Genomic DNA, 21,478 nt, shown 5'->3' with positions numbered 1-21,478 from the left:
TAACGGTTAAGGCAATGTTAAGAACGACAAAAACCATACCGCATGCTGCTGCTCATCTGCTGCGGCCCGTCTGAATAAATCCCGTGTGTTAATGTCGGGTGCGATATCGGACAATCCAAGGTAGAAGTCGACTGTTTTCTGCTCGTCTTGAAATGCAAAATACAATCCTGCCCGGTACTCATTAGGGCAGGATTCCGTAATTTGCGGTGTATGCTGCCGTCCTGTCAGCGACACATACAACTGCGAGAACAAGCGGTAATGTCTGATTTCATCCTGCCGGATTTCATGTATGATGTTCCGCTGCTCGGCCGATGGAGACATTCGTCCAAGCTGCTCATAGCACAATATGGCACTGTATTCACCGTTAATCGCTTGTTCCAGTCCCCGGATGAACTCAGGACTGACGCTTGGTTGAGTATAGGGCATATGAGAATACACTTTAGAAATAACCTCCTTGGTTTCGTCTATATGCTTTCGTTTCAATATCGTATGCAGGATAGACGCCTATGTTCCAACTCAAGCCTGGCCTTTAACGGAGTAGATTGATTATTTTGTGGGAAAATAGGATGGTAAAGCTTTGAAAGTCGTTGTATGTTCTATCCTTTGTGCTCTACAATGGAAAAATCACAGCAAGAAGGGATGTTAACATGTTTAAGTTGAAAGAACGCAATACAACGATAAAAACAGAGGTTCTGGCGGGGTTCACGGTCTTTTTAACCGTAGCCTATATCATCATCGTCAATCCGATGATTCTGAAAGACGCCGGTGTACCTTTTGATCAAAGCTTTACTGCAACGATTGCAGCCTCGGTAATCGGTACCTTGTTTATGGCGCTGTTTGCCAATTATCCGATCGTCATTGCACCCGCTATGGGGCTGAACGCTTATTTTACTTATTCGGTTATTGCAGGACATGATATTCCATATACGGTAGGGTTCTCGGCTGTATTTATTTCGGGCCTTATTTTTTTGTTAATCTCCTTAACGTCATTTCGTACGAAGCTGATCCAAGCGATTCCCGAGAATCTGAAGCATGCCATTGCGGCAGGGATCGGGTTGTTTATCGCTTTTATTGGCATGCGGTTATCCGGTATTATCGCAGATCATGAGACCAACCTTGTTACACTTGGTGACTTTACCGATCCCGGCGTAGCTTTAACATTGATCGGGATTGTTATAACGATCGCGCTGCTTGCCCTGAATGTAAAAGGAGCGTTGTTCGTCGGTATGATTGTTACCGGAGCGATTGCCTGGCTGACCGGGCAGCTGCATTTTGACCAGGGTATTGTTTCCATTCCTAAACTGCCTGAGGGCATTTTGGTGTACAACCCGATCACTTCGATCAGCGAGATTGTTGAATATGGGCTGTACAGTGTTGTGTTCTCCTTCCTGCTCGTCATGCTGTTTGATACGACAGGCGCCATGCTCGCTATCTTGAAGCAAGCAGGTCTGCTCAAAGACGGCAAGCTGGAGCGTGCCGGCAGTGCTTTCGCGGCAGACTCTGTCGGAACGATTCTAGGTTCCATGTTCGGGACAAGCCCAACTGCAGCAACGGTGGAATCGGCAGCGGGCGTTGGTGCAGGCGGTAAAACAGGTTTGACGGGTATCACGGTAGTCGTACTGTTTATTTTGGCGGCGTTTTTCAGCCCTTTGATTGGCTCGTTGTCTGGCGTGGCTGCTATAACAGCACCGAGTCTTATCGTTGTAGGATGCATGATGATCCGCAGCGTTTCGGATATCGAGTGGAATGATTTTGAAGAGGCGTTTCCGGCGTTTCTTGTTATTATCAGCATGCCCTTGACGTCGAGCATCGCAAACGGTATCGCGCTTGGATTTATCTCATATCCGGTGATGAAGATCGCCAAGCGAAAGTTCCGTGATGTACATCCGCTCGTGTATATATTTGCGGTGCTGTTCTTGATTCAGCTTATATTTTTTGCACATTAACAAGTTTGGAAAAGAGACTTAGAAAGACGGTTAGCTACGCAAAACTTTCACATTTTCTGTAAATAACCATCTATTTTCGTTGCATATTTTCAAACGCTTCTCTTATAATGTGAATGTACATTGGATAAGGGAGCCATGATGAATTGAACAAGTCTGTACTGAACCGAATCGTTACAGAATTGCTACGTCGGTCGGGCAGCGGAGTCACGGTGAAGCTGGAAAGGTATTTTCCCGGGGGACGGTTAATTGGCGGAAAATATTCACTCCATACGCACAGCGTGACAATGTATACCGAGGTCATTAAACAACAATGTTTACAGCTGTTTGGTTCTCTAGAGTCTGTTCATGATTATTTTGCCGTTGTGTTTGCACATGAGTTGGGTCATGCGGCTGATCCTCACCTTCAGAAGCTGAGTGATGAACTGGACGGCACTGAAGATGACACGAGACGAAGAGAGATACAGCTTCAAATTGAGGAAAATGCATGGAATTATGCTATGCCATGGATGATCGATATCCATCCGGCATTAGTGAATGTTATTGTAGATTGCTCGCTTGAAGCCTATCGTGAGCAGCTGGAATCGGTCACGGCTTAAGATTAAAAAAGGCAAGCTCATGGGGGTATGAAAGCCCCTTTAGAGCTTGCCTCTTTTTGTTATTCGTGAGGGTCCAGCTTTTTAAGCGGATCGATTGCAGGTCCTTCCAGCACTTCACCCTTATAGCTGTATCGGGAGCCGTGGCATGGACAGTCCCAGGATCGTTCGCCTTCATTCCACTGTGTTTCACAGCCGAGGTGCGTACAAGTCGTATCGAGCAGGTACAGATTGCCCTCCTCGTCCTTGTAAGCACCGGCCCTCTGGCCGTTATGACGGACAACCGCTCCTTCACCAGCCTGCAAATGTTCAATTTTATGATAGGTCATTTCTGTTTTGCCAGAGATGAACTCTTTGGCAACTCCTGCATTTTGAACAATAAATGTTTTTAAAGCCGGGTCAGCCTTGAACCGGGATGGTGTGTACAGCTCGGAATAACGGTTGTCTTTACCCAGAATATAATCTGTCATAACATGTGCGGCAGCCGTACTGTTTGTCATGCCCCATTTCCGATACCCGGTTGCCACCAGAATCCGATCCTGATTGGAAGTTATAGGGCCGATGTAAGGCAGATTATCCAAGGTGATTAAATCCTGTGTGGACCAGCGGTAAGGGATATGACGAGCACCAAGCAGCTCTCCTGCAAACTTCTCTAAGTTCTCGTAATGGGTATGGGTGGATTCACTTTTACCGGTCGGATGATTCTCGCCGCCAGCAATGACGAGTTCCTCGCCGTTATACGTTACAGATCGCAAAGAGCGGCTAGGTTTGTCAACACTCAGATACATCCCGCCCGGATAAGCGGTTTCCGGTTTCACGGCCAAGGCATAAGAACGCTCCACATGAAGTCTGGTGAAATAAAGCCCTTTTCCGTCACAGAAGGGAAAATGGGATGCGGACACGGCGTATTGGCATGTGATGCTATGGTTGCCCCGCTCGGCTTTGATCGTTAGTGGCCCTTTTGTTTCCACTTCTTCTCCGATCGTGGTATTCTCGTAAATTTCGCCGCCCATCTTGAGAAATTCCTCGACCATCCGTTTTAAATAGGCCAGAGGATGGAAACGGTGCTGTCCCGGCATTTTAATCGCTCCGTGAACCGACATGGGAAGGGGAACCGATTCCAACCATTCTCCGGGAATGCCCAGCTTCTCATAAGCCTTGTACTCATTTTTTAATTGCGAGAGCGTGTTGCTCTCATCCTGTGTGTAAATATAGGCATCTTCCTGTTTCCAGTCACAGTCGACGTTCCATTCTTTGATCTGATTTCCAATAAAATTCATCGCTTTATGGTTAACCTCATAATAGAAACGCGCTTTTTCTTCGCCAAAATGGTTGATGAGCTCGTCATAAATCATCCCATGCTGTGCCGTTACTTTGGCGGTTGTAAATCCGGTAGTTCCGTTCATAATTCGCCCGGCATCCAATAAAACGACCTGCTTGCCAGCCTTCGCCAGCAAATAGGCAGTGGTAATACCTGTAATTCCGGCGCCTACTACAGCGACATCGGTCTTTATATTCTTTTTCAGTCTTGGAAAAGTAGGGAGCTCTGTTGTCGCTCTCCACAAAGATTGCGGGTACTTTGGAAGTCCCTGCTCCTTCTGAATATGTTCACCCATTCTATCATGGCCTCCTAAGGTACAAGATTTGCCTCGCCTCATCTGTATGACATTCATTATTACCACGATTGAAAAAAAAGAAACGAGGGTAGGGGATATAGAAAAGACAGGTGCATCTACTTGTTTTAGCTTGATTCGGATCATGGATGAGGGAGTGTGAAAATAGGATATTTAGAGTTTTGCTCATAATTTGAGGGATACATGCATACAACCCCGAAATTTTAACGATGTAAATTACACTTCATACAAGAATCAGATTTTCCGGTTACACACGTTGACGTTAAGCACTATGAATTAGGGAAGATGATGCTAAAATAAAAGGAGGCATCTATCTTGCACAAGGAGGTTGACGAATTGTGGAATTCAGAAGGTTAGGCGGCAGTGGACTTAAGGTAAGCAGCATCAGTTTGGGGAGCTGGTTGACGTATGGCGGTTATGTGGAAAAGGAAAATGCCGTGAAGTCAATCCAGACAGCCTATGGCCTTGGTGTAAATTTCTTTGATACGGCCAATGTTTATGAGCAAGGCGCTGCTGAGATTGTTGTCGGAGAAACATTGAGAGCATTTCCACGGGAATCTTATGTACTGGCCACCAAAGTTTTTGGCAAAATGGGTGACGGACCTAATGATCAGGGGCTGTCCCGCAAGCATATGATGGAGCAATGTCATGCCAGCTTAAAGCGCCTTGGCACGGATTATGTAGATATTTATTACTGCCATCGCTTCAGCTCAGAAACGCCAATTGAAGAAACCCTTCGCGCACTGGATGATCTGGTTCGCCAGGGGAAAGTGCTTTATGTCGGGGTCAGTATGTGGACGGCAGCCCAGATGCAAGAAGCTTTGGCGGTGGCGGATCGTTACCTCCTTGACCGAATTGTCGTCAACCAGCCGCTGTATAATATGTTTGAGCGCAGCATTGAGGAAGAAATTATTCCGCTTGGCGAGAAGAAGGGTATCGGTCAAGTTGTATATTCACCGCTGGCTCAAGGTGTGCTGACTGGCAAGTATGCATCCGTGAAGGATATACCAGCGAACAGCCGCGCGTCTAAACTTGGGGCAGATCGATTGAAAATTAACGAAGATCGTATTAAAAAAGTACAGGCCTTGGGAGGCATCGCCAGCGAGCTGGGGATCAGTGTCTCACAGCTGGCGCTCGCCTGGGTGTTGCGTAAGGACAATGTGGCGAGTGCCCTTGTCGGTGCAAGCCGCCCGGAACAAGTTGAAGAGAATGTACAAGCATCCGGTATCAAGCTATCACCGGACACGCTGACAGCTATTGAGGAGATTTTGGCCTAATATAATCAGAAACGGATCATCCGTAAGGCGATGGGTCCGTTTCTTTTTTTATTTGTTCCTTCGTACTTATCTGCGAAAACCGTAATCCATCAATTTCCGGGTTTCGGTAAATCGTTTGTTGGAATCTTCTGCGCCCATGATGACAGAAATCAGTCTAGTGCCTCCGCGTTCGGCTGTTCCGGTGAAACAGTAGCCTGCCTGCGGCGTATACCCTGTTTTGAACCCGTTGCTACCTTCATATTCGTGAGTTTCGCCCGGAAGCATCAGATTGGTTGTATGCAGAGATATCTCCTTTTGAGGGATATACATATCCTTTTGCTTGGTTACCTCCAGCACTTCCGGGTATTGTTGAATAAGTGTTTTTGTTAAAAGGGCCGTGTCTCTTGCGGTCATCATCGTGTCTACGGAAGAGGCTGCTTCAGGAAATTCTTGAAGATCGTCAGCCGAAAGGCCTGAGGCGTTACCGTATACGGTTTGGAGTGATAGGCCGATATCTGTCGCTTTCTCGTTCATCAGATGTACAAATTCCGTCTCAGTACCGCTCAGATGCTCCGCGATCGCTACAGCGGCATCATTGGCGGAATGAATAACGAGCGCGTCAAACATTTGCTTTAAGCTGTATATTTCACCCGTCTCTATACCGACTTGAGATCCCGGCACTCTTGCGGCGTAGTCACTGACCCTTACCTCATCGTCCCAAGTGTAATTTCCCGAATGAACGGCTTCTAAAACGATAAGTTCCGTCATGATCTTTGACATGCTGGCAGGAGGCAGTGCCTGATCGGCGTTGTGGGAATACAGAACTTTACCGTTGTCGGCGTTAATAAGCACGGCAGCTTGTACCTCCAGTTGGGGCGGGATAAATATTTTAATGATATATAAAGCAACAATAATAACGCTCAGGGAGAGGAACACAAGGTGAAGTTTGAAACGCGATCTTCTATTTTTTCGTCGGGTCCGAGGTGGTATGTTTTCTTTGGATTCTGGCTTCATAGTTGGCGATTCTCCTTTCCTTTGTCTTGGTGATATCTACTAGTGTAGGCAAACAGAATTAAGTGTTTATAAATTGATTCTTAAGAAAAGTTAAAGATTGGCGAAAGGGCGTTTGGAACGGGAATGATTGACGTTATTAAGATTAAGATTTATACTTGATCTAAATATTAAGTTAAAAAAGGGGTGAATTTATTGAAGGCATTAAATTTAACGACACAGCGTCAGGCCGTTTATGATGTGATCAAGCAGTCAAATGATCATCCGACAGCTGCGGAAGTGATGAATCGTCTGATGGAAAAAGGATATAATCTGGCATACGGTACGGTGTATAACTCTCTTCGTTACTTGACTGATAAACAGCTTATTCGGGAGTTAAAGCTAGGCGAAAGTGCGAGCCGTTACGATGCCCGTACCGATGAGCATCAACATATCATATGTGAGGTCTGTGGTCAGGTGGATGAGGTGATGACAGAGGTCCCCAAGGATTGGGAGAAAGCTGTTGCAACAGAGACGGGGTACGCTGTACATCATGCTCATGTCGTGTTCGGGGGGGTGTGTCCGGATTGTCAAACCAAACGCAACAAATGATGGAACGATTAAGCGAAATCGTCCCGTTAAAGGGCTGGCAGACCGCCGCCCCATATGGAAGGCCTGCGTCGGAGACGTCTGCTGTGGATTCTTGTCCGGTCTCTTTATTCCAGGCTGCGATGATCAGCCGTTCTCCAGGCCGAATTCATGAGCTGGTTCGTATTTTGTCAGAGAACTGCTTTGATGTTATGGTATTGCGGAAATGGGAGCCGCGCCTGCAGTCAGCGCTGGATACGGGATTGATCGTAGCTGATATGACTGAATGCAGAGACATAGATCAATTTGAAGCGGAGCGGAATATGCTCATTCCGTCTGCTGCTGGTCTGAATATTCCTGTGATGTATCTCGTAAGTGAAGAGCTGATGAGCTTTGCCAGCAGCAGGCTGCTGCAGGAGGAGATCATGGTATGGCCTCCGCGTTCCAAGGAAACGCTGCTTTATCAGGTACAACGAACGATTCGTGTGCATTCTATGTCGGCTGCTCCCTCTCAAGACTTGGCGGATGCCAGCCAGAACCGGTATAAGGATTTATGGATCGACCGGGATAAAATGCTGGTACAGCGCGGACAAACACCGATACATTTGACAAAGACAGAATATAGCCTATTGGTCCTTCTTCTGGACAATGAAGGTGCGGTGCTCACGCGTGAGGAGCTGATGAGTGAAATCTGGGAGACCGATTTTCTCGGAAGCAGCAATGTGGTTGACGTTCATATCAAAAGCTTGCGGAAAAAGCTCGGTGACAGTGCAAACTCACCGCGTTATATCGCAACAGTTAGAGGAGTCGGATACCGCCTGGCGGATTGAGTCCTCTTTTTTTTGTTTGGATTTATACATTTTTTGCAAGAATGCTTTTTATCCTTTGCTTTATATTCATCGACCGGGCCAGTATACTGTATTAAAATAACAAAACACCAGCAGGAAGAGAAGATGGAAAGCATGGGAGGCGAATTTATGGCAGAAACGATGAAGGGAAAAGTGATTGCGTTGGCTGGTCCCCGCAAGGCAGAGGATATGGCAAAGCTTGTGATAAAAATGGGCGGCACGCCAGTGCTGCGTCCGGCTCAGGGAACGGTATTCCTTGATCATGAGTCGTTGAGTGACTCGATCAAGCTCTGGCTGAGTGAACCGCCGGCCTGGAATGTATTCACGACGGGAATTGGCTTTGAAGCGATCATGTCAGCAGCAGAGCAGATGGGATTGAAGGACAGGTTGCTTGAAGTTATAAAAGGTGCATCGATTGCTGCTAGAGGGTATAAAACAGTAAATGCATTGAAAAAACACGGTCTTTCGCCGATCGTAAGAGACGATGACGGGAGCACGGCAGGGCTGATTCGCTCATTTAAATCACATGATTTGTCTGGAAAACGTGTTATGCTTCAGCTGCATGGAGAATCGGCACCTGTGCTCGTGTCCTGGCTGGAGGAAAACGGAGCCGAGGTCACATCAATTTTGCCTTACAAGCATATCCCGCCTGAAGAGCAGGAACTTGAGCGGCTTATGAATGAGATTATCGCAGCTAAGGTTGACGCGGTCGCGTTTACTAGCGCACCTCAGTTTCGATTCCTGTCAGAATTTGCCCGGAAGCAGGATAAATTTGAGGAACTTGTCCAAGCTTTTAACGGCAGGGTTATCGCGGCAGCTGTCGGTAAAGTAACAGCTCAGGGGTTGCGGGAAGAGGGTGTTGATGTAAAGGTTGTGCCAGAAGAGGAAAGGATGGGCAGTATGATGGTTGAGCTTGGACGGTATTTTGCTCGAACAGATCAGCTCCTATAACAAAATTGCGATTAACATCAATACGTTAGGAGGATGTGAAGAATGGAAAGGAAAAAAGCGCTTCTAATCGGCAGTTATACTCACCCGAAACTTCATCCATTGCAGGGAATTGACTCACAGATCACCTATTTGCTTAACGAGATGTTCACGGTCCAATGTACTGAAAATCATAAAATGTTAAAGGAAAGCAATCTGTATCCTTATGACCTTTGTATTGCTTATAGTGATCTTTGGGACGAAAAAGTATCGCCGCAGCAAACAGCAGGTTTGCTCTCTTATGTGAGTGGAGGCGGCGGATTGCTCGTACTTCATAACGGAATCTCATTGGCCAATCGTTATGAATTGGCCCAGCTTATTGGAGGCCGCTTTAAAGGACATCCACCGATCCGAAAATTAATGTTTACTCCGGCAGCTCCGGAGCATGACATCATGAATGGCATTGAGCCATTCGAGCTGGAAGAGGAACCTTACCGGTTTATCTTTGACCCGTTTACAGACAAAACCGTGCTTCTTGAATACGAATATGAGGGCGAAGTTTTGCCAGCAGCCTGGTGTCATACGTATGGCATTGGAAGGGTTGTGTTTCTCATGCCTGGGCATCATGAGCCTTCGTTTATGCAGCCTCCATTTCGGACCCTGGTCACACAGGCTGCCAAGTGGGCCGCGCGCTTTCCAGGTTAACGCCAGCAGGCAAGGTTGAGTCGTTGCTTTTTTGGTAATGATTGTTTTAGAACCGTTTTTTGTGGAATGTATTCGGGGTATAATGGTGTTTAAACAAAAAGATAACGATCGGGAGGTAAATGTGATGGGTGATCTTTTTAAGAAAGCAATCTCGCTGGGATTAGGCCTTACCGTAGTTAGCAAGGAAAAAGTTGAGAAAGTCGTTGATGATCTGGTCAAACGGGGAGAGCTGGCTCCTGAACAATCCAAGGCATTGGTCAATCGTCTTATTGAGCGGGGAGAGGAAGAACAGTCTCAGATCAAATCATTCATATATGAGCAAGTGAAACGGATTCTAAACGAAATGGACATTCCTTCAAAGGATGATATTTCCAGTCTGGAACAGCGCATTAAAGCTCTGGAGGCGAAAATGACAGAGCTGGAAGGGACACGGTCCGAATAAATGGCCGTCCTCATCAGAAATGCCGGCCGTTACCGGGAAATCGCCATGGCGCTTATGCGTCATGGCTTTGGTTATATGGTGGAGGAACTGGGGCTGTTTCATGTTCTCTCCCTGCCTGTCAGATGGATATCACGGGAGGAACCGGAGAGCATTAAGCTGGGGGAGAGAATTCGCAGAGTACTTGAAGACCTCGGACCGGCCTTTGTTAAATTCGGTCAATTGGCCAGCACACGCTCCGATTTGCTGCCTGATCATATTATCCAGGAATTGGTGAAGCTGCAGGAGCGTGTTCCGCCCTTTTCCTCAGAGAGTGCCAGGGCATTGATTGAGGAGGAGTGGGGTGTTCCTATCGAGCAAGTGCTGCAAACATTCGATGATCGTCCGCTTGCCGCAGCCTCCATTGGTCAGGTTCATGCCGGGGTGTTGAAGAGCGGAGAAGCCGTAGCGATCAAAGTCCAGCGTCCCGGAGTGGAGGCGATGATTGGACGGGATCTTGAAATTCTGAAGGATATCGTTTCTTTGGCTGAGAAACATTGGGATTGGGTAAAACAGTACCGGATCGATCAGATGGTGGATGAGTTTACCCGAGCCGTGATGACCGAAATGGACTATAGTCATGAAGCGAGAAATGCGGAGAAGATCGCTGCTCAGTTCAGCGATAGTGAAGTGATTGGAGTACCGGCCATTCATTGGGAGTTTACAACATCCCGCGTATTGATGATGGAATATGTAGAGGGTATTACGCTTAGCCGCACCAAAGAGTTGGCAGCTAAAGGTCATGATCTAAAGGTGGTTGCCAAGAACTTGATTGAAGGCATGCTGCATCAGATGTTTATCGAAGGCTTTTTCCATGCTGATCCTCATCCGGGCAATTTGCTCGTCAAGGATGATGGGAAGCTGATATTTTTGGATTTTGGTCTTGTCGGTTATTTAAGCGAGGATATGAAGGATCAATTATCAGGTCTTATTATTGCGCTGATGAGGCGGAACACAGAAGGAATGATTCGTGCGGTGCTTCGCATGGGAATTGTGCCGGACGATTGCGATCTTGAGCGGTTAAGGGCTGATCTGGAACGGCTGAGAAGTGAATATTATGATGTACCTTTTGCACAAGTGCGTGTCGGGAAAGCACTTAGCGATCTGTTTGGCGTAACTCAGCGGCACCGGATTGCACTGCCTCCTGATCTGACATTGCTTGGAAAGGCGATGTTAACGCTTGAAGGTGTCATTGAGACACTTGATCCGAAGATCAGCATTTTTGACATGGCAGAACCGTTTGGAAGAAGGCTGCTGAAGGAACGATTCAGCTCGCGGCGCATCGGCCGAAAAGTGTTTCTTGGAGCCACCAATTTTGCGGAGAGTTTGCTTGATTTGCCTGAGCAGGCAAGGCAGTTGTCGTCGCTGATCAGCAAGGGCAAGCTGAAGGTGGAGATCAGTGTGCCGGAGTTGAAGCAGCTTATGCGCAAGCTGGATCAGATCACCAACCGGATTTCGTTCAGCATCGCCCTCCTTGCTTTCAGCATTATTATCGTTGGTTTGATCATCGGTGCATCTATCAATCGTAAATCGACGATGTTATGGAGTTATCCGACGATTGAGATCGGGTTCATCGTGGCATTGCTCATGATCGTGTGGCTGCTGTACTCCATTTTTAAATCGGGAAGGTTCTAACTGGGAATCAGTCATGGAGCGGGTGTGTTTGCGGTGTTGAATCCATGTCTGTACACCGATAAGAATCCATTCGATCATAAGATAGAATATCGCAATGCAGAGAGCCTCAAGCAGTCCATGTATATGAACACCGGGAATAAGCGAGATGACGTACAGAATGATGGTGTCCATGAATAGGGTGACCGATTGCTTGACATATACGGGTACATCCCGCCGTATCAAAAGACGGAGAAAAGCGATGCTGACGGGATGAACAAAGCTTTCGAACAGAATAAATCCGAGCAGCACCAACAGGGCAAAGTGGATCAGGTTCCCTAGATTTTCATAAATTATCATTTGCCCGATATTACCGGGAGCATGAAAAATAAGTTTAAATCCAATGGAAAACAGTACGGTCGGTACAATAATAAATGCGGACAGGGCAGGGATCAGCCACCATTTTAACCGCAGGGGAACAGGCCCCTCACCATCGCGCCGGGTTGTGTAATTGATGGCCATATTGATCATGCCGAACAGAATCATCAGTACGAAGAAGGCGAGTGTAAAGTGATATGCACTCATATCTGAACCTCCTTGAACCCAATAATGAGTATACATTGACATTACCAGATACGGGGGTATTTGTCATACTCGTTTAGGATCCAAGTTACTTTTTTTGTATTTTATATAACTTTTCTGGGTTACATGCGTTTATGTATAGAGAAGAATTAATCCGTGAGGGATGGGTTATGATGAAAAAATATAAAAAAATGTTGCTTGCTTTAGGGATCTTGCTAACGGGAGCTCTTACAGTTGGTGTAATATCATCTTCTGCCACGAAAACGGAAGACAAGGTACTGGTTCAGGTCGGTTCAGACGAAATTACAAATGTTGAACTTTTGACATTCAAAAAAATGAACAGCTTTTCATCGACTGACCTATCTGACTCGGAAATTGTTGAATATATGGTTAAGGAAAAGTTGGTTCTGCAGTTAGCGAAGCAAGTAGGTGTATCGGCAACGTTGGAAGAAGGAAAAATGGAAGCACAAAAACATAGAGAAATACTAGATCAACAACCAAAAGAAGTACAGGACACCCACAAGAAAATCGTTAAGGCGATGGGAATTACAGAAGAAGAGTATTGGGAGGATTATACTCCTTCACAATATCAGGATCTTTTATCCATGCAGAACTTATTTGATAAAATGCAAACAGATAAGGACCTTGCTCAGAAATATGCTATCGATGCGATTCCAAGTGCAAACCAAGTCCTAGAGCAACTATACAAAATGTCACTTTCGAATGGCACCGTCAAAGTGAAGGATGACGCGATTCGTTTGGATTAACGGCGGTGCATTTTACGCCAAAAGTCTTGCGTTGTATTCTAAAGTGTTTATACCGGAAATAATATGTGGAAGGTGACGCTTTTTAGTAAAGTAAAAAAGCTTGCTATTGTCAAAACATTAGGAGGACCTGTCATGTCAGAGCATAATCATGTTGTGAAAAAAGACGGTAAACTGGATATAAGCAAGATGGGGGATGCAATCGGCCGGATTGACGATGGGGAGAAGGATCGGATACTCAGTGATTTTGATTCTTTTAAATCGTATTTGCATAAACGCATTCATCTTGCACAGCGCATTGGTTTGAGCGAAGAGCAGCTGGCTCAAGCGGCCGAGAAAGTTGCCGGATATTTGGCAGCGAATGAAAAGCCACGGAACCGTGAGGAAAAGCTGTTGCAGGAATTGTGGAATGCAGGCACGCAGGAAGAGCAGCAGCATTTGGCTCGTATGCTTGTGAAATTGGCTTCGAAAAGCAATATACAATGAAATATGAACGGTAATCCTTCTTCGGCTAAGTCCGAAAGAAGGATTTTTTGTTTTTTTTTGGCAAGTCTATATCCATTGAGCTCACGCGGGTTTGAGCGATTATATGAAGCTTGTATTTGTTATTTTTTAGCGTTTATTGTTCGAAACCTGAACCAGAATACGTTATAATACAAAAAACGATTAACTTTTAATTTTCTTTTGTCCAAATTTAGTTAAAAATAGGAGGTATCTCCAATTGTATAGTGCAGTCCGTCGTACAGGTACCGGTTGAGAAAACGGAAGAAGTGATAGGGCTGTATAGAAATCGAAGCCGGTCTGTAGATAAACAGCCCGGTTTTCTGTCTTTTCAGCTGTTGCAGAATGAGGTGAAGCCAGGCGAACTGATTGTACACATGACGTGGACAAACAAAGAGAGCTATCTTTCATGGGTTACGAGCGATGATTTCAAGCGTATTCATGAACTCGAAAAGAAGTACCCTGATCAGGAACTGGCCAATATTAAACCGATCGTTAGACGATATACGGTTCGTGCGGATTAAAGCAGCACAGGAGGGACGTATTTGAGTATACAATTCCGTACCGCAGGCGAGACACTTTTGAAACAGGCGGGTGAACTGGCAGAATGGATTACGGACAGGCAGTATGCCCGGCAGCCAGACTTGCTCCAAAGATTTGGGCCGTCTGGAAGAATAAGAACAAAACAGGATACTTTATATAGTTTGAATTATCTAGCGGAAAGTGTACTCGTAAACAGTCCGGCACTTTTCATCCACTATGTATCCTGGTTGAAGGCTTTGCTGGAGGGATACCATGTTACTGCCGAAGATGTAAGAGTGAATCTCGGAGCACTGCGGGAGGCGATTGTTCTCAAGCTTGATCATCCGGATAAAGCCATTGTTTTGGAGTATTTGGATCTGGGGATGAAGGAGCCAGCTTCTTCTATACCTTCTTATATAGACAGTAGTAATCCCCTAGCCATGGAAGCAGAGGCCTATCTCTCAGCATTGCTGGATGGAGACCGGAGACGAGCTTCAACGTTGATCCATGCACTTTTGAATCAGGGAACGGATATTAAATCGCTATATCAGTATATTTTTCAGGTAACACAATATGAAATTGGACGCTTATGGCATAAAGGCTCGATTAGTGTTGCACAGGAGCATTACTGTACGGCTGTCACACAGTCCATTATTTCCGGGCTATACCCGCACTGGATTGGGAAAGGCAATAAAGGGCTGCGTATGGTAGCGGCGTGTGTGGGCAGCGAGCTGCATGAAATCGGACTTCGGATGGTTGCGGATACGTTTGAAATGGAAGGGTGGGATACGTATTACTTGGGAGCCAACGTTCCTGATGATAGTTTGATTCAGGCTATAAATGATCACAAAGCGCATATCATTGCTATATCGGTGACGATGACATTTCATATTCATTTGGCAAAAGAACTTATAACCAAGATAAAGGCTGAACGAGTTGTTAGTGGTGTGAAAATCATGGTCGGGGGCCTGCCGTTTAATTTGGACCCTAACCTATGGAAAGAAATAGGTGCAGATGGGTATGCACCTGATGCTGAAACGACCGTCATTTTAGCGGAGCAGCTGATCGCTTCTTCGACCACTGGTTGATTAGAAATGATGCTTTATTCCGTTACAGGGAAGGGGGAAGACCCTTGCAGAAATCAAGTATTGAGACGGGAAATGATCTACGGAAAATGATTGAATATTTGTCGGATCAGATTGTGCGTTTTCGAGCTCAGGAAGAAAAAGTGTTGAGTGAATTTTCGGCTATGAACAACGAAATGGTTACACTTCAGCGTCAGCTTGCCAAAAGCAACGCTGAACTGAAGGAAGCGCGGTTGGAGGCGGAGCGGGCTAACGAGGCCAAGAGCTCGCTTTTGGCCATGATCAGCCATGAAATAAGAACGCCGATGACCGGAATCATGGGGATGGCGGAACTTATGGATGGACCGGACCTGCCTGCCAAGCACCGGGAATCGGTTAAGGTTATTCATGAATCATCAGCCTTATTGTTAAATATGATTAACGATCTGTTGGATATGTCCAAGATTGACGCCGGTAAAATGGACTTGAAATTAGAGCCGGTTGGTATCCATCATATGATCAATCATATTTCTAAACTGCTGGATAGCAAAATTAAAGATAACGGCAATCGGTTATTCGCTCACGTAGATGACAGAATAGATCGACATCTGATTGGTGACTCTGCTCGCATCAACCAAGTGGTGCTTAATCTATTGAACAATGCGAATAAATTTACGAGCGGCGGTCAATTGAATATTCGGGTGCTTTTGCTCGAAGATTCAAGCCAATATCAGCTGCTGCGATTTGAAATAGAGGACAACGGTATCGGCATTTCATCAGAGGACCAGAAGAAGCTGTTCCAGCCTTATGTACAGACCGATGAGGGAAGCTCCTCGCAGTATGGAGGTACAGGATTAGGGCTTTCGATATGCAAATCGTTCATTGAGCTGATGGAGGGAGTTATCGGATTAGACAGTGAAGAGGGGCAGGGCTCCTGCTTCTGGTTCGAAATCAAGCTTCACAAAGGAGACGTGCATAGTATCGGGACATCGATGAGGACAGCGAACCACAGAACAGGACAAGGTACAGGGACACTGAACGGGCAATGTCTTCATTTGGAGGCTCCCGTGCTTATCGCAGAGGACAATCCGATCAATCGTCAGGTGCTTCTGATGCAGCTTCGGCGGCTAGGCATTGATAATGTGGATGTGGCCTTCAATGGGGAAGAAGCTGTTCTTGCTGCTCAACAAAAACAATACTCACTCATTTTTATGGATAATATCATGCCGAAACAAAGCGGGTTGGAGGCAGCAGCAACGATCCGAAGACTTGAGCAGGAACAGGGTTGCTCACCTGTTACGATCATCGCCCTAACAGGGGATACGAAAGAGAGCAACCCTGAGCGCTTCTTGGCAGCTGGGATGGACGATTATTTAACCAAACCGGTAAATCTCGATTCTTTGTCTGAAGCACTATATAAGTGGCTTCCGAAGGCAGAAGCGCATCAGGTGCTGGATGAATCCGTTCTTCATGATATTCAAGAGCTGAATGATGAAGAGGGGCCGGATTTATTATCTGTTTTGCTTGAAATGTATAAAGAGGAAACCCCATTTAAAATTGCTAAGCTTAAACAGTTCATACAAGCAGGTGATCTGGATGAGATTGCGCTTCTAGCTCATAACCTGAAATCGAGCAGCTTGAGTCTTGGGATCGATAGGTTTTCCAGACTGTTATCCCGAATCGAGACCGCTGCTAAGGATGGCCTTCTGGAACCTATACTTGCTGAGACGGATTCGCTGCTTCCGTTATATGAAGAAGCATGCAGAGAATTGGAAGCATATTTGAAATAAGATGGAACAACCACCGGGAGATAGCTTAGGCTACAATCCGGTGGTTTTGTTTAAATCTAAGAAAGTATAAGTTTGGCACGAACTCTAGTCTTTAACTGCAAAAGAACATTTAAACGAGCTATTTTTTCTCGGTTGGGCAGTTTACCTGCAAAAATACATTTAAATCAGCGATATATTCTCTTTTGGGGCAGTTTACCTGCAAAAATACATTTGATTCCGCACGAAACAAGCTTTTTGGCGAAAAGTTTGAATTTTAACTGTGCTTTCTCCACGGCCCCCTAATTGAATTGGAGTCCACCCCAACAATATATTATTGTATTTCTAGGGGGGATGAACAGGATGAGACGGTCAAGCAAGTTGTACGAGGAAGTGCGTCTCGAGGTGGTGCGCGAAGCCATGTCCGGGATCAAAGTGGGGGTACTCGCCCGAAAGTACAACCTCCACCCGGAAACGATTCGTACCTGGATTCGAACGTATCGGGATCAAGTAGATATTCACGAACTGCCGCCAGCGGATCATCAGTTGCAAGAACTGAAGCGGCTTCAGGTCGTGGAAGAGAAGTACGAAAAAGCGGTGAAGATGCTTGGCGAAAAGGAACTTGAAATTGAAATTCTGCGTGAATTGCTAAAAAAGAAGAACCCTGCTTATCCGAAAAATTCGAAATAGCCGACCACTTTATTAAGCAGGGAAATGCAGCAGTCCTTGTGCTGGGTATCTTAGGCCTGGCAGAATCCACTTACTATGAACGCCTCAAACGCTCGAAGCAGCCCGCAGAGGCTGCTGGTACCATCAGAAGAGGACGTCCTTGTCCCGGGTACTCCCTTACGCTGCAAGGTCACAAGGTAAGTGACGAGCAGATCAAGGAGTGGCTGCTGGAGCTTGTGGAAGGCGAAGAGCACATCTACGGCTACAAGTTGCTGGCTCAGTGTTTGCGCAATGAGCATGACTTGATACTCGGTAAGTCGAAAGCATATCGTCTCTGCAAGGAGTTAGGCATCCTTCAGCAGCAGCGAAAGCCAACGTCCAAGCACCCGAGGAGACTGGCTCGAAACCGACTCGTCACCGGTCCGAATCAGCTGTGGCAAGCGGACATTAAGTATGGATATGTTGCCGGCCGCGACCGCTTCTTTTTCGTTTTCAGCGTGATCGATGTGTTCGACCGCGTCATTGTCGCCTACTACAGAGGCGCCGTTTGCGAGGCCAAGCATGTGTGTCAGGCTTTAGGACGGGCGATAGAGAGTCGATGGCGACCGGGGAAGGAGATGCCCGCGATCCGCACCGACAACGGTCCTCAGTTTGTGAGTGTGCTGTTCGGCGATACTTGTGAAAGCTGGGGAATGCTCCATGAGCGTATCCCGCCGAAGACACCAAACATGAATGCCTACATCGAGTCGTTCCATAGTTTGATGGAGCGCGACCTATTGACCAAGGAAACATTTGAGACCATGGATGATGCGTATGCCGCCGTTGATCGTTACATGGATTTTTACAACAACCGTAGAATGCATGGCAGTTTGAAACGCAAGGCGCCCATAGTATTCAGCAGTTGGGTGATGCAACAGAAGGAAGAAGATCGGGCCAAGTTCCATCGAACGTTGTAAGAATTTGAAAAAATGAGTGTTCATACGACAAACATTATTTTTACGGTGTAGACTCCGGAATTAGGGGGCCTAGCCGCTTTTACAGTTAATTTCTCCCAAAACGGAAATACCCACTTTTTTAATGTACTTTTGCAGTTAAGCATGGCAGGCGACTTCCTATTGAATATACAATCCTGCTCATTGTAGATTAATCTTGGATTTCTTTCGCAAAACGGAAGGCTATTCGTCAAAGACGGTAGAGCTGTTTACGCTTGTTATACGTAATAGCGCCTGTTCAATCGGAATATCACCCTGTATTAGATCAAATGATTCGTTTTCCATCTCCGGCATTGTGAGTGAAAGTACAGCTGCTCGCGCTACATCGTCCCGGGAAATTTCTCCGAAATGTTTCAAATGTCTTGCTGCTTCAACCAAGCCTGTAGGCTTATCATCCGTCAACCTTCCAGGACGAATGATCGTATGCACCAGTGTGCTTTCTTCCAATATCGTTTCTGTTTTTTGTTTAGCAATGAGGGTCGGTTTGAGATCAGGAATACTGCTCTGGTGATTCGTGCCCATGGAGCTGATCATAATAAAGCGCTGAATGCCTTCAATGACACACTGCTCAATGAGTCGTACAGTCCCGACATGGTCAACCTCCTCTGGATCATCATCAATACCGGCTCCGGCTGCGCAGATAACCGCATCGACCCCCTTAAGACAGTCAGAGATATTCCCGTTTAAATCCCCGGATACACTTTTTACTCCCGTGACTTGAAAATCAGGTTGGGGAGCTTCTTGGCGAATGAGACAAATCACTTCATATCCATCCTTGGCCAGAAGCTTTGTGATTTTCTCTCCTGTACGTCCATTGGCCCCGGCCACGAACACGGTTTTCATGACAAAGCCCTCCTCTCTGTGTAAGCGAACTGGACTTTTCAGCCATATTTCAGCTAGAGTCTGTTATCTTTTTTTACCCTTGGAAAGCATAATAAAAACATGTCGATAAAGCGCTAAAAGTCAGAAATGTTGATAAACGCTATTGCGTTATTACGCCGTTGTTAAAAAGGCAATATCTTTTTGCTCACCAAATAAGTGAAAATATGAACAAAGTATGTCGAATATGGCAAAGCTATTGAAATGTAAAATAAATCACACTAAAATAGAAAACAACTCTAAGGTGAAATATTTCACATATCGCCAGGCATGATTTTAGATCAAAAAGATCATCTTAATCAGATAGAGATTCATTTTGAGGAGGAACCTATTTCATGAAAGTCGCAGTCATCGGATGTACCCATGCCGGAACGGCAGCTATTGTAAATACAGCTAAGCTTTATCCTGATGCCGAGATCACCGTTTATGAACGTAATGATAATATTTCCTTTTTATCCTGTGGTATCGCCCTTTATGTAGGAGGCGTTGTTAAAGATCCCGATGGATTATTCTATTCATCACCCGGGAAGCTGGATGAGCTTGGTGTCAAAACGAAGATGCTTCATGAAGTGTTGTCGGTTGATACAGATGCTAAGACGATGAAGGTACGCAATATGGAATCAGGCGAAAGCTTTGAGGATTCTTTTGACAAATTGATTGTTACAACGGGTTCCTGGCCGATTGTTCCAAAGCTGGATGGAATAAAACTTGATAATATATTGCTCTGTAAGAACTATAACCATTCCAATACCATTATTGAAAAGGCGAAAAATGCAAAACATATTACAGTTGTAGGTGCAGGCTATATTGGTGTTGAGCTTGTCGAGGCGTTTCAGATGAACGGCAAGCAGGTGACGCTTATAGACAGTGAGGAGCGAATACTGAATAAATATTTGGACCCGGAATTTAGCGGGAAAATTGAGGAAGCTTTCCGTAACCATGGCATTGAGCTGGCATTGAATCAAACGGTTCAATCTTTCCAGGGGAAGGATGGTAAGGTCAGCAGGGTCATAACGGACAAAGGGGAGATCGAAACCGATCTGGTGATTCTGTGCATTGGTTTCCGCCCCAACACCGAGCTGCTCAAGGGACAGGTCGATATGCTCCCGAACGGAGCAATCATCGTAGACAACTATATGCAGACCAGTAAAAAGGATGTTTTCGCCGCTGGGGACAACTGCTCGGTACACTACAATCCAACAGGAAAGACAGCCTATATTCCGTTGGCGACCAACGCCGTACGCATGGGGACACTGGTGGCGCGTAATCTTGTGACTCCAACGACTGAGTATATGGGGACCCAGGGAACGTCTGGACTCAAAATATATGGGCTCAACATCGGTTCTACCGGTTTGACAGAAGGGGCCTGTGCTGCTGAGAAAATGAATGTGGATACAGTGACGATCACCGATCATTATCGTCCGGAGTTTATGCCGACTTTTGAGTCGGTCATGGTTAAGGTTGTTTTTGAAAAAGACAGCCGCCGGATCTTGGGCGCTCAAATCATTTCTGAGGCCGATCTGACCCAGTCCATTAACACCTTGTCCGTATGTATTCAAAACGGAATGACAATTGACCAGCTTGCATTTATGGATTTTTTCTTCCAGCCGCATTTCAACAAGCCATGGAATTTTCTGAATACAGCTGGACTTGCCGCACTTCCAGAGGTGAAGGCAGGAGAGCCTATTCACTCTTAAGTTCATACAGCCCGTTCTTCATAGAGAAGGCGGGCTTATATTTTTTTAAAGTATAAGCAAAATACAGGTAAATATTAGTGAAGTAGCAGCTGAAATGATTGAAACGATATGGCGTTTTGTTTCCCTGATGTATCTCCATTCCATATAGGCACGAAAGATAAAAGCTAACATAAACAAAAATAAAATAAATGGCTGTGACTGCTCCAGATCTAAAGTCCAAATCGAAACAATCATTGGTATGATTATGATCCATGAACCCAAAAGGTACCATCTATATACAGTTGTATCCGACATTTCTCTTTCATCTCCAACGATAACTTTATTCAGGATAAATTGAAGGAGAATTAAAAAAATCATCGTAAAAAAGTAAAAACCGGTCATGATAACCTCCTTTATTAATGAGTATACATTGCAAATATGGATAATTGGACAAAAAATTCTAATTTTGGTAGTATAACAGCGCGTG

At 45.7% G+C, this 21,478-nt stretch carries 23 protein-coding genes; 17 read left to right on the top strand and 6 right to left on the bottom strand.

All coding sequences use genetic code 11. From position 1 onward, the window contains the following. Positions 1 to 6: 6 nt before the first annotated feature. Complete coding sequence (locus C8268_RS08995) at positions 7 to 438, bottom strand: ferritin-like domain-containing protein (RefSeq protein ID WP_420094238.1); 432 nt, start codon at positions 436 to 438, stop codon at positions 7 to 9. Positions 439 to 647: 209 nt separating this feature from the next. Here C8268_RS08995 and C8268_RS08990 point away from each other — a divergent pair, with 209 nt between their 5' ends. Then, positions 648 to 1,946 carry an NCS2 family permease gene (locus tag C8268_RS08990; protein ID WP_106767346.1) on the top strand — a complete coding sequence of 433 codons (1,299 nt, stop codon included), beginning with the start codon at positions 648 to 650 and terminating at the stop codon, positions 1,944 to 1,946. Positions 1,947 to 2,089: 143 nt separating this feature from the next. Continuing rightward, on the top strand, positions 2,090 to 2,542 hold the full coding sequence (locus tag C8268_RS08985; protein WP_106767345.1) for a hypothetical protein: 453 nt from the start codon (positions 2,090 to 2,092) through the stop codon (positions 2,540 to 2,542). A gap of 59 nt (positions 2,543 to 2,601) precedes the next feature. Here the strand turns inward: C8268_RS08985 and C8268_RS08980 are convergent, their stop codons facing one another. Beyond that, entirely contained in the window at positions 2,602 to 4,155 is a 1,554-nt protein-coding gene (locus C8268_RS08980) for an FAD-dependent oxidoreductase (RefSeq protein ID WP_106767344.1), read from the bottom strand. Between the two features lie 356 nt (positions 4,156 to 4,511). Here C8268_RS08980 and C8268_RS08975 point away from each other — a divergent pair, with 356 nt between their 5' ends. Continuing rightward, positions 4,512 to 5,450, top strand: a complete 939-nt coding sequence (locus C8268_RS08975) for an aldo/keto reductase family protein (protein WP_106767343.1) — start codon at positions 4,512 to 4,514, stop codon at positions 5,448 to 5,450. 66 nt (positions 5,451 to 5,516) lie between these two features. On the opposite strand, the gene C8268_RS08970 is transcribed toward C8268_RS08975, so the two are convergent. Beyond that, the gene (locus C8268_RS08970) at positions 5,517 to 6,443 is read right to left on the bottom strand and encodes a D-alanyl-D-alanine carboxypeptidase family protein (RefSeq protein WP_106767342.1); all 927 of its coding nucleotides are present in this window, start codon (positions 6,441 to 6,443) and stop codon (positions 5,517 to 5,519) included. A gap of 192 nt (positions 6,444 to 6,635) precedes the next feature. Between C8268_RS08970 and C8268_RS08965 the strand changes: the two genes are divergently transcribed. The 6 genes from C8268_RS08965 to C8268_RS08940 all read left to right on the top strand — a co-directional run bounded on the left by C8268_RS08965 (position 6,636) and on the right by C8268_RS08940 (position 11,600). Beyond that, positions 6,636 to 7,031 carry a Fur family transcriptional regulator gene (locus C8268_RS08965; protein WP_106767341.1) on the top strand — a complete coding sequence of 132 codons (396 nt, stop codon included), beginning with the start codon at positions 6,636 to 6,638 and terminating at the stop codon, positions 7,029 to 7,031. After that, complete coding sequence (locus tag C8268_RS08960; protein WP_106767340.1) at positions 7,007 to 7,837, top strand: winged helix family transcriptional regulator; 831 nt, start codon at positions 7,007 to 7,009, stop codon at positions 7,835 to 7,837. The genes C8268_RS08965 and C8268_RS08960 overlap by 25 nt, the downstream gene beginning before the upstream one ends. A 147-nt stretch (positions 7,838 to 7,984) precedes the next feature. After that, complete coding sequence (locus C8268_RS08955) at positions 7,985 to 8,806, top strand: uroporphyrinogen-III synthase (protein ID WP_106769889.1); 822 nt, start codon at positions 7,985 to 7,987, stop codon at positions 8,804 to 8,806. Between the two features lie 42 nt (positions 8,807 to 8,848). After that, positions 8,849 to 9,487 (top strand): ThuA domain-containing protein, encoded by a 639-nt coding sequence (locus C8268_RS08950; protein WP_106767339.1) that lies wholly within the window; start codon positions 8,849 to 8,851, stop codon positions 9,485 to 9,487. 124 nt (positions 9,488 to 9,611) lie between these two features. Continuing rightward, positions 9,612 to 9,929 carry a phasin family protein gene (locus tag C8268_RS08945; RefSeq protein ID WP_106767338.1) on the top strand — a complete coding sequence of 106 codons (318 nt, stop codon included), beginning with the start codon at positions 9,612 to 9,614 and terminating at the stop codon, positions 9,927 to 9,929. After that, a complete protein-coding gene (locus tag C8268_RS08940) occupies positions 9,930 to 11,600 on the top strand; it encodes an ABC1 kinase family protein (RefSeq protein WP_106767337.1) in 1,671 nt (556 codons plus the stop codon). Here C8268_RS08940 and C8268_RS08935 read toward each other — a convergent pair. Continuing rightward, positions 11,505 to 12,161: a hypothetical protein gene (locus tag C8268_RS08935; RefSeq protein ID WP_199794827.1), complete on the bottom strand. Its 657-nt coding sequence runs from the start codon at positions 12,159 to 12,161 to the stop codon at positions 11,505 to 11,507. The two genes, C8268_RS08940 and C8268_RS08935, sit on opposite strands and share 96 nt — an antisense overlap. A 167-nt stretch (positions 12,162 to 12,328) precedes the next feature. Between C8268_RS08935 and C8268_RS08930 the strand changes: the two genes are divergently transcribed. From C8268_RS08930 to C8268_RS08900, 7 genes are all read left to right on the top strand, one after another. Next, on the top strand, positions 12,329 to 12,925 hold the full coding sequence (locus C8268_RS08930; protein ID WP_106767336.1) for a hypothetical protein: 597 nt from the start codon (positions 12,329 to 12,331) through the stop codon (positions 12,923 to 12,925). Positions 12,926 to 13,057: 132 nt separating this feature from the next. Continuing rightward, positions 13,058 to 13,408, top strand: coding sequence for a DUF3243 domain-containing protein (locus tag C8268_RS08925; protein ID WP_106767335.1), 351 nt, complete (start codon positions 13,058 to 13,060; stop codon positions 13,406 to 13,408). 239 nt (positions 13,409 to 13,647) lie between these two features. Next, positions 13,648 to 13,947, top strand: coding sequence for an antibiotic biosynthesis monooxygenase family protein (locus C8268_RS08920; RefSeq protein WP_106767334.1), 300 nt, complete (start codon positions 13,648 to 13,650; stop codon positions 13,945 to 13,947). 21 nt (positions 13,948 to 13,968) lie between these two features. Continuing rightward, complete coding sequence (locus C8268_RS08915) at positions 13,969 to 15,033, top strand: cobalamin B12-binding domain-containing protein (RefSeq protein ID WP_106767333.1); 1,065 nt, start codon at positions 13,969 to 13,971, stop codon at positions 15,031 to 15,033. Positions 15,034 to 15,077: 44 nt separating this feature from the next. Then, a complete protein-coding gene (locus C8268_RS08910; RefSeq protein WP_234032709.1) occupies positions 15,078 to 16,799 on the top strand; it encodes an ATP-binding protein in 1,722 nt (573 codons plus the stop codon). Between the two features lie 339 nt (positions 16,800 to 17,138). Beyond that, complete coding sequence (locus C8268_RS08905; protein WP_158702701.1) at positions 17,139 to 17,465, top strand: helix-turn-helix domain-containing protein; 327 nt, start codon at positions 17,139 to 17,141, stop codon at positions 17,463 to 17,465. 38 nt (positions 17,466 to 17,503) lie between these two features. Further along, positions 17,504 to 18,400 carry an IS3 family transposase gene (locus tag C8268_RS08900; RefSeq protein ID WP_158702700.1) on the top strand — a complete coding sequence of 299 codons (897 nt, stop codon included), beginning with the start codon at positions 17,504 to 17,506 and terminating at the stop codon, positions 18,398 to 18,400. A 219-nt stretch (positions 18,401 to 18,619) separates the two neighbouring features. On the opposite strand, the gene C8268_RS08895 is transcribed toward C8268_RS08900, so the two are convergent. Further along, complete coding sequence (locus C8268_RS08895) at positions 18,620 to 19,279, bottom strand: SDR family oxidoreductase (RefSeq protein ID WP_106767332.1); 660 nt, start codon at positions 19,277 to 19,279, stop codon at positions 18,620 to 18,622. 371 nt (positions 19,280 to 19,650) lie between these two features. Between C8268_RS08895 and C8268_RS08890 the strand changes: the two genes are divergently transcribed. Then, positions 19,651 to 21,012 (top strand): FAD-dependent oxidoreductase, encoded by a 1,362-nt coding sequence (locus C8268_RS08890; protein ID WP_106767331.1) that lies wholly within the window; start codon positions 19,651 to 19,653, stop codon positions 21,010 to 21,012. 45 nt (positions 21,013 to 21,057) lie between these two features. Here the strand turns inward: C8268_RS08890 and C8268_RS08885 are convergent, their stop codons facing one another. Continuing rightward, complete coding sequence (locus C8268_RS08885; RefSeq protein WP_106767330.1) at positions 21,058 to 21,393, bottom strand: DUF4181 domain-containing protein; 336 nt, start codon at positions 21,391 to 21,393, stop codon at positions 21,058 to 21,060. Positions 21,394 to 21,478 lie beyond the last annotated feature (85 nt).

This window comes from Paenibacillus faecalis (assembly GCF_900289175.1).
Classification (GTDB): domain Bacteria; phylum Bacillota; class Bacilli; order Paenibacillales; family Paenibacillaceae; genus Paenibacillus_AQ; species Paenibacillus_AQ faecalis.
The sequence above is the reverse complement of the archived record's forward strand: the minus strand, read 5'-3'. Positions and strand labels throughout refer to the sequence as shown.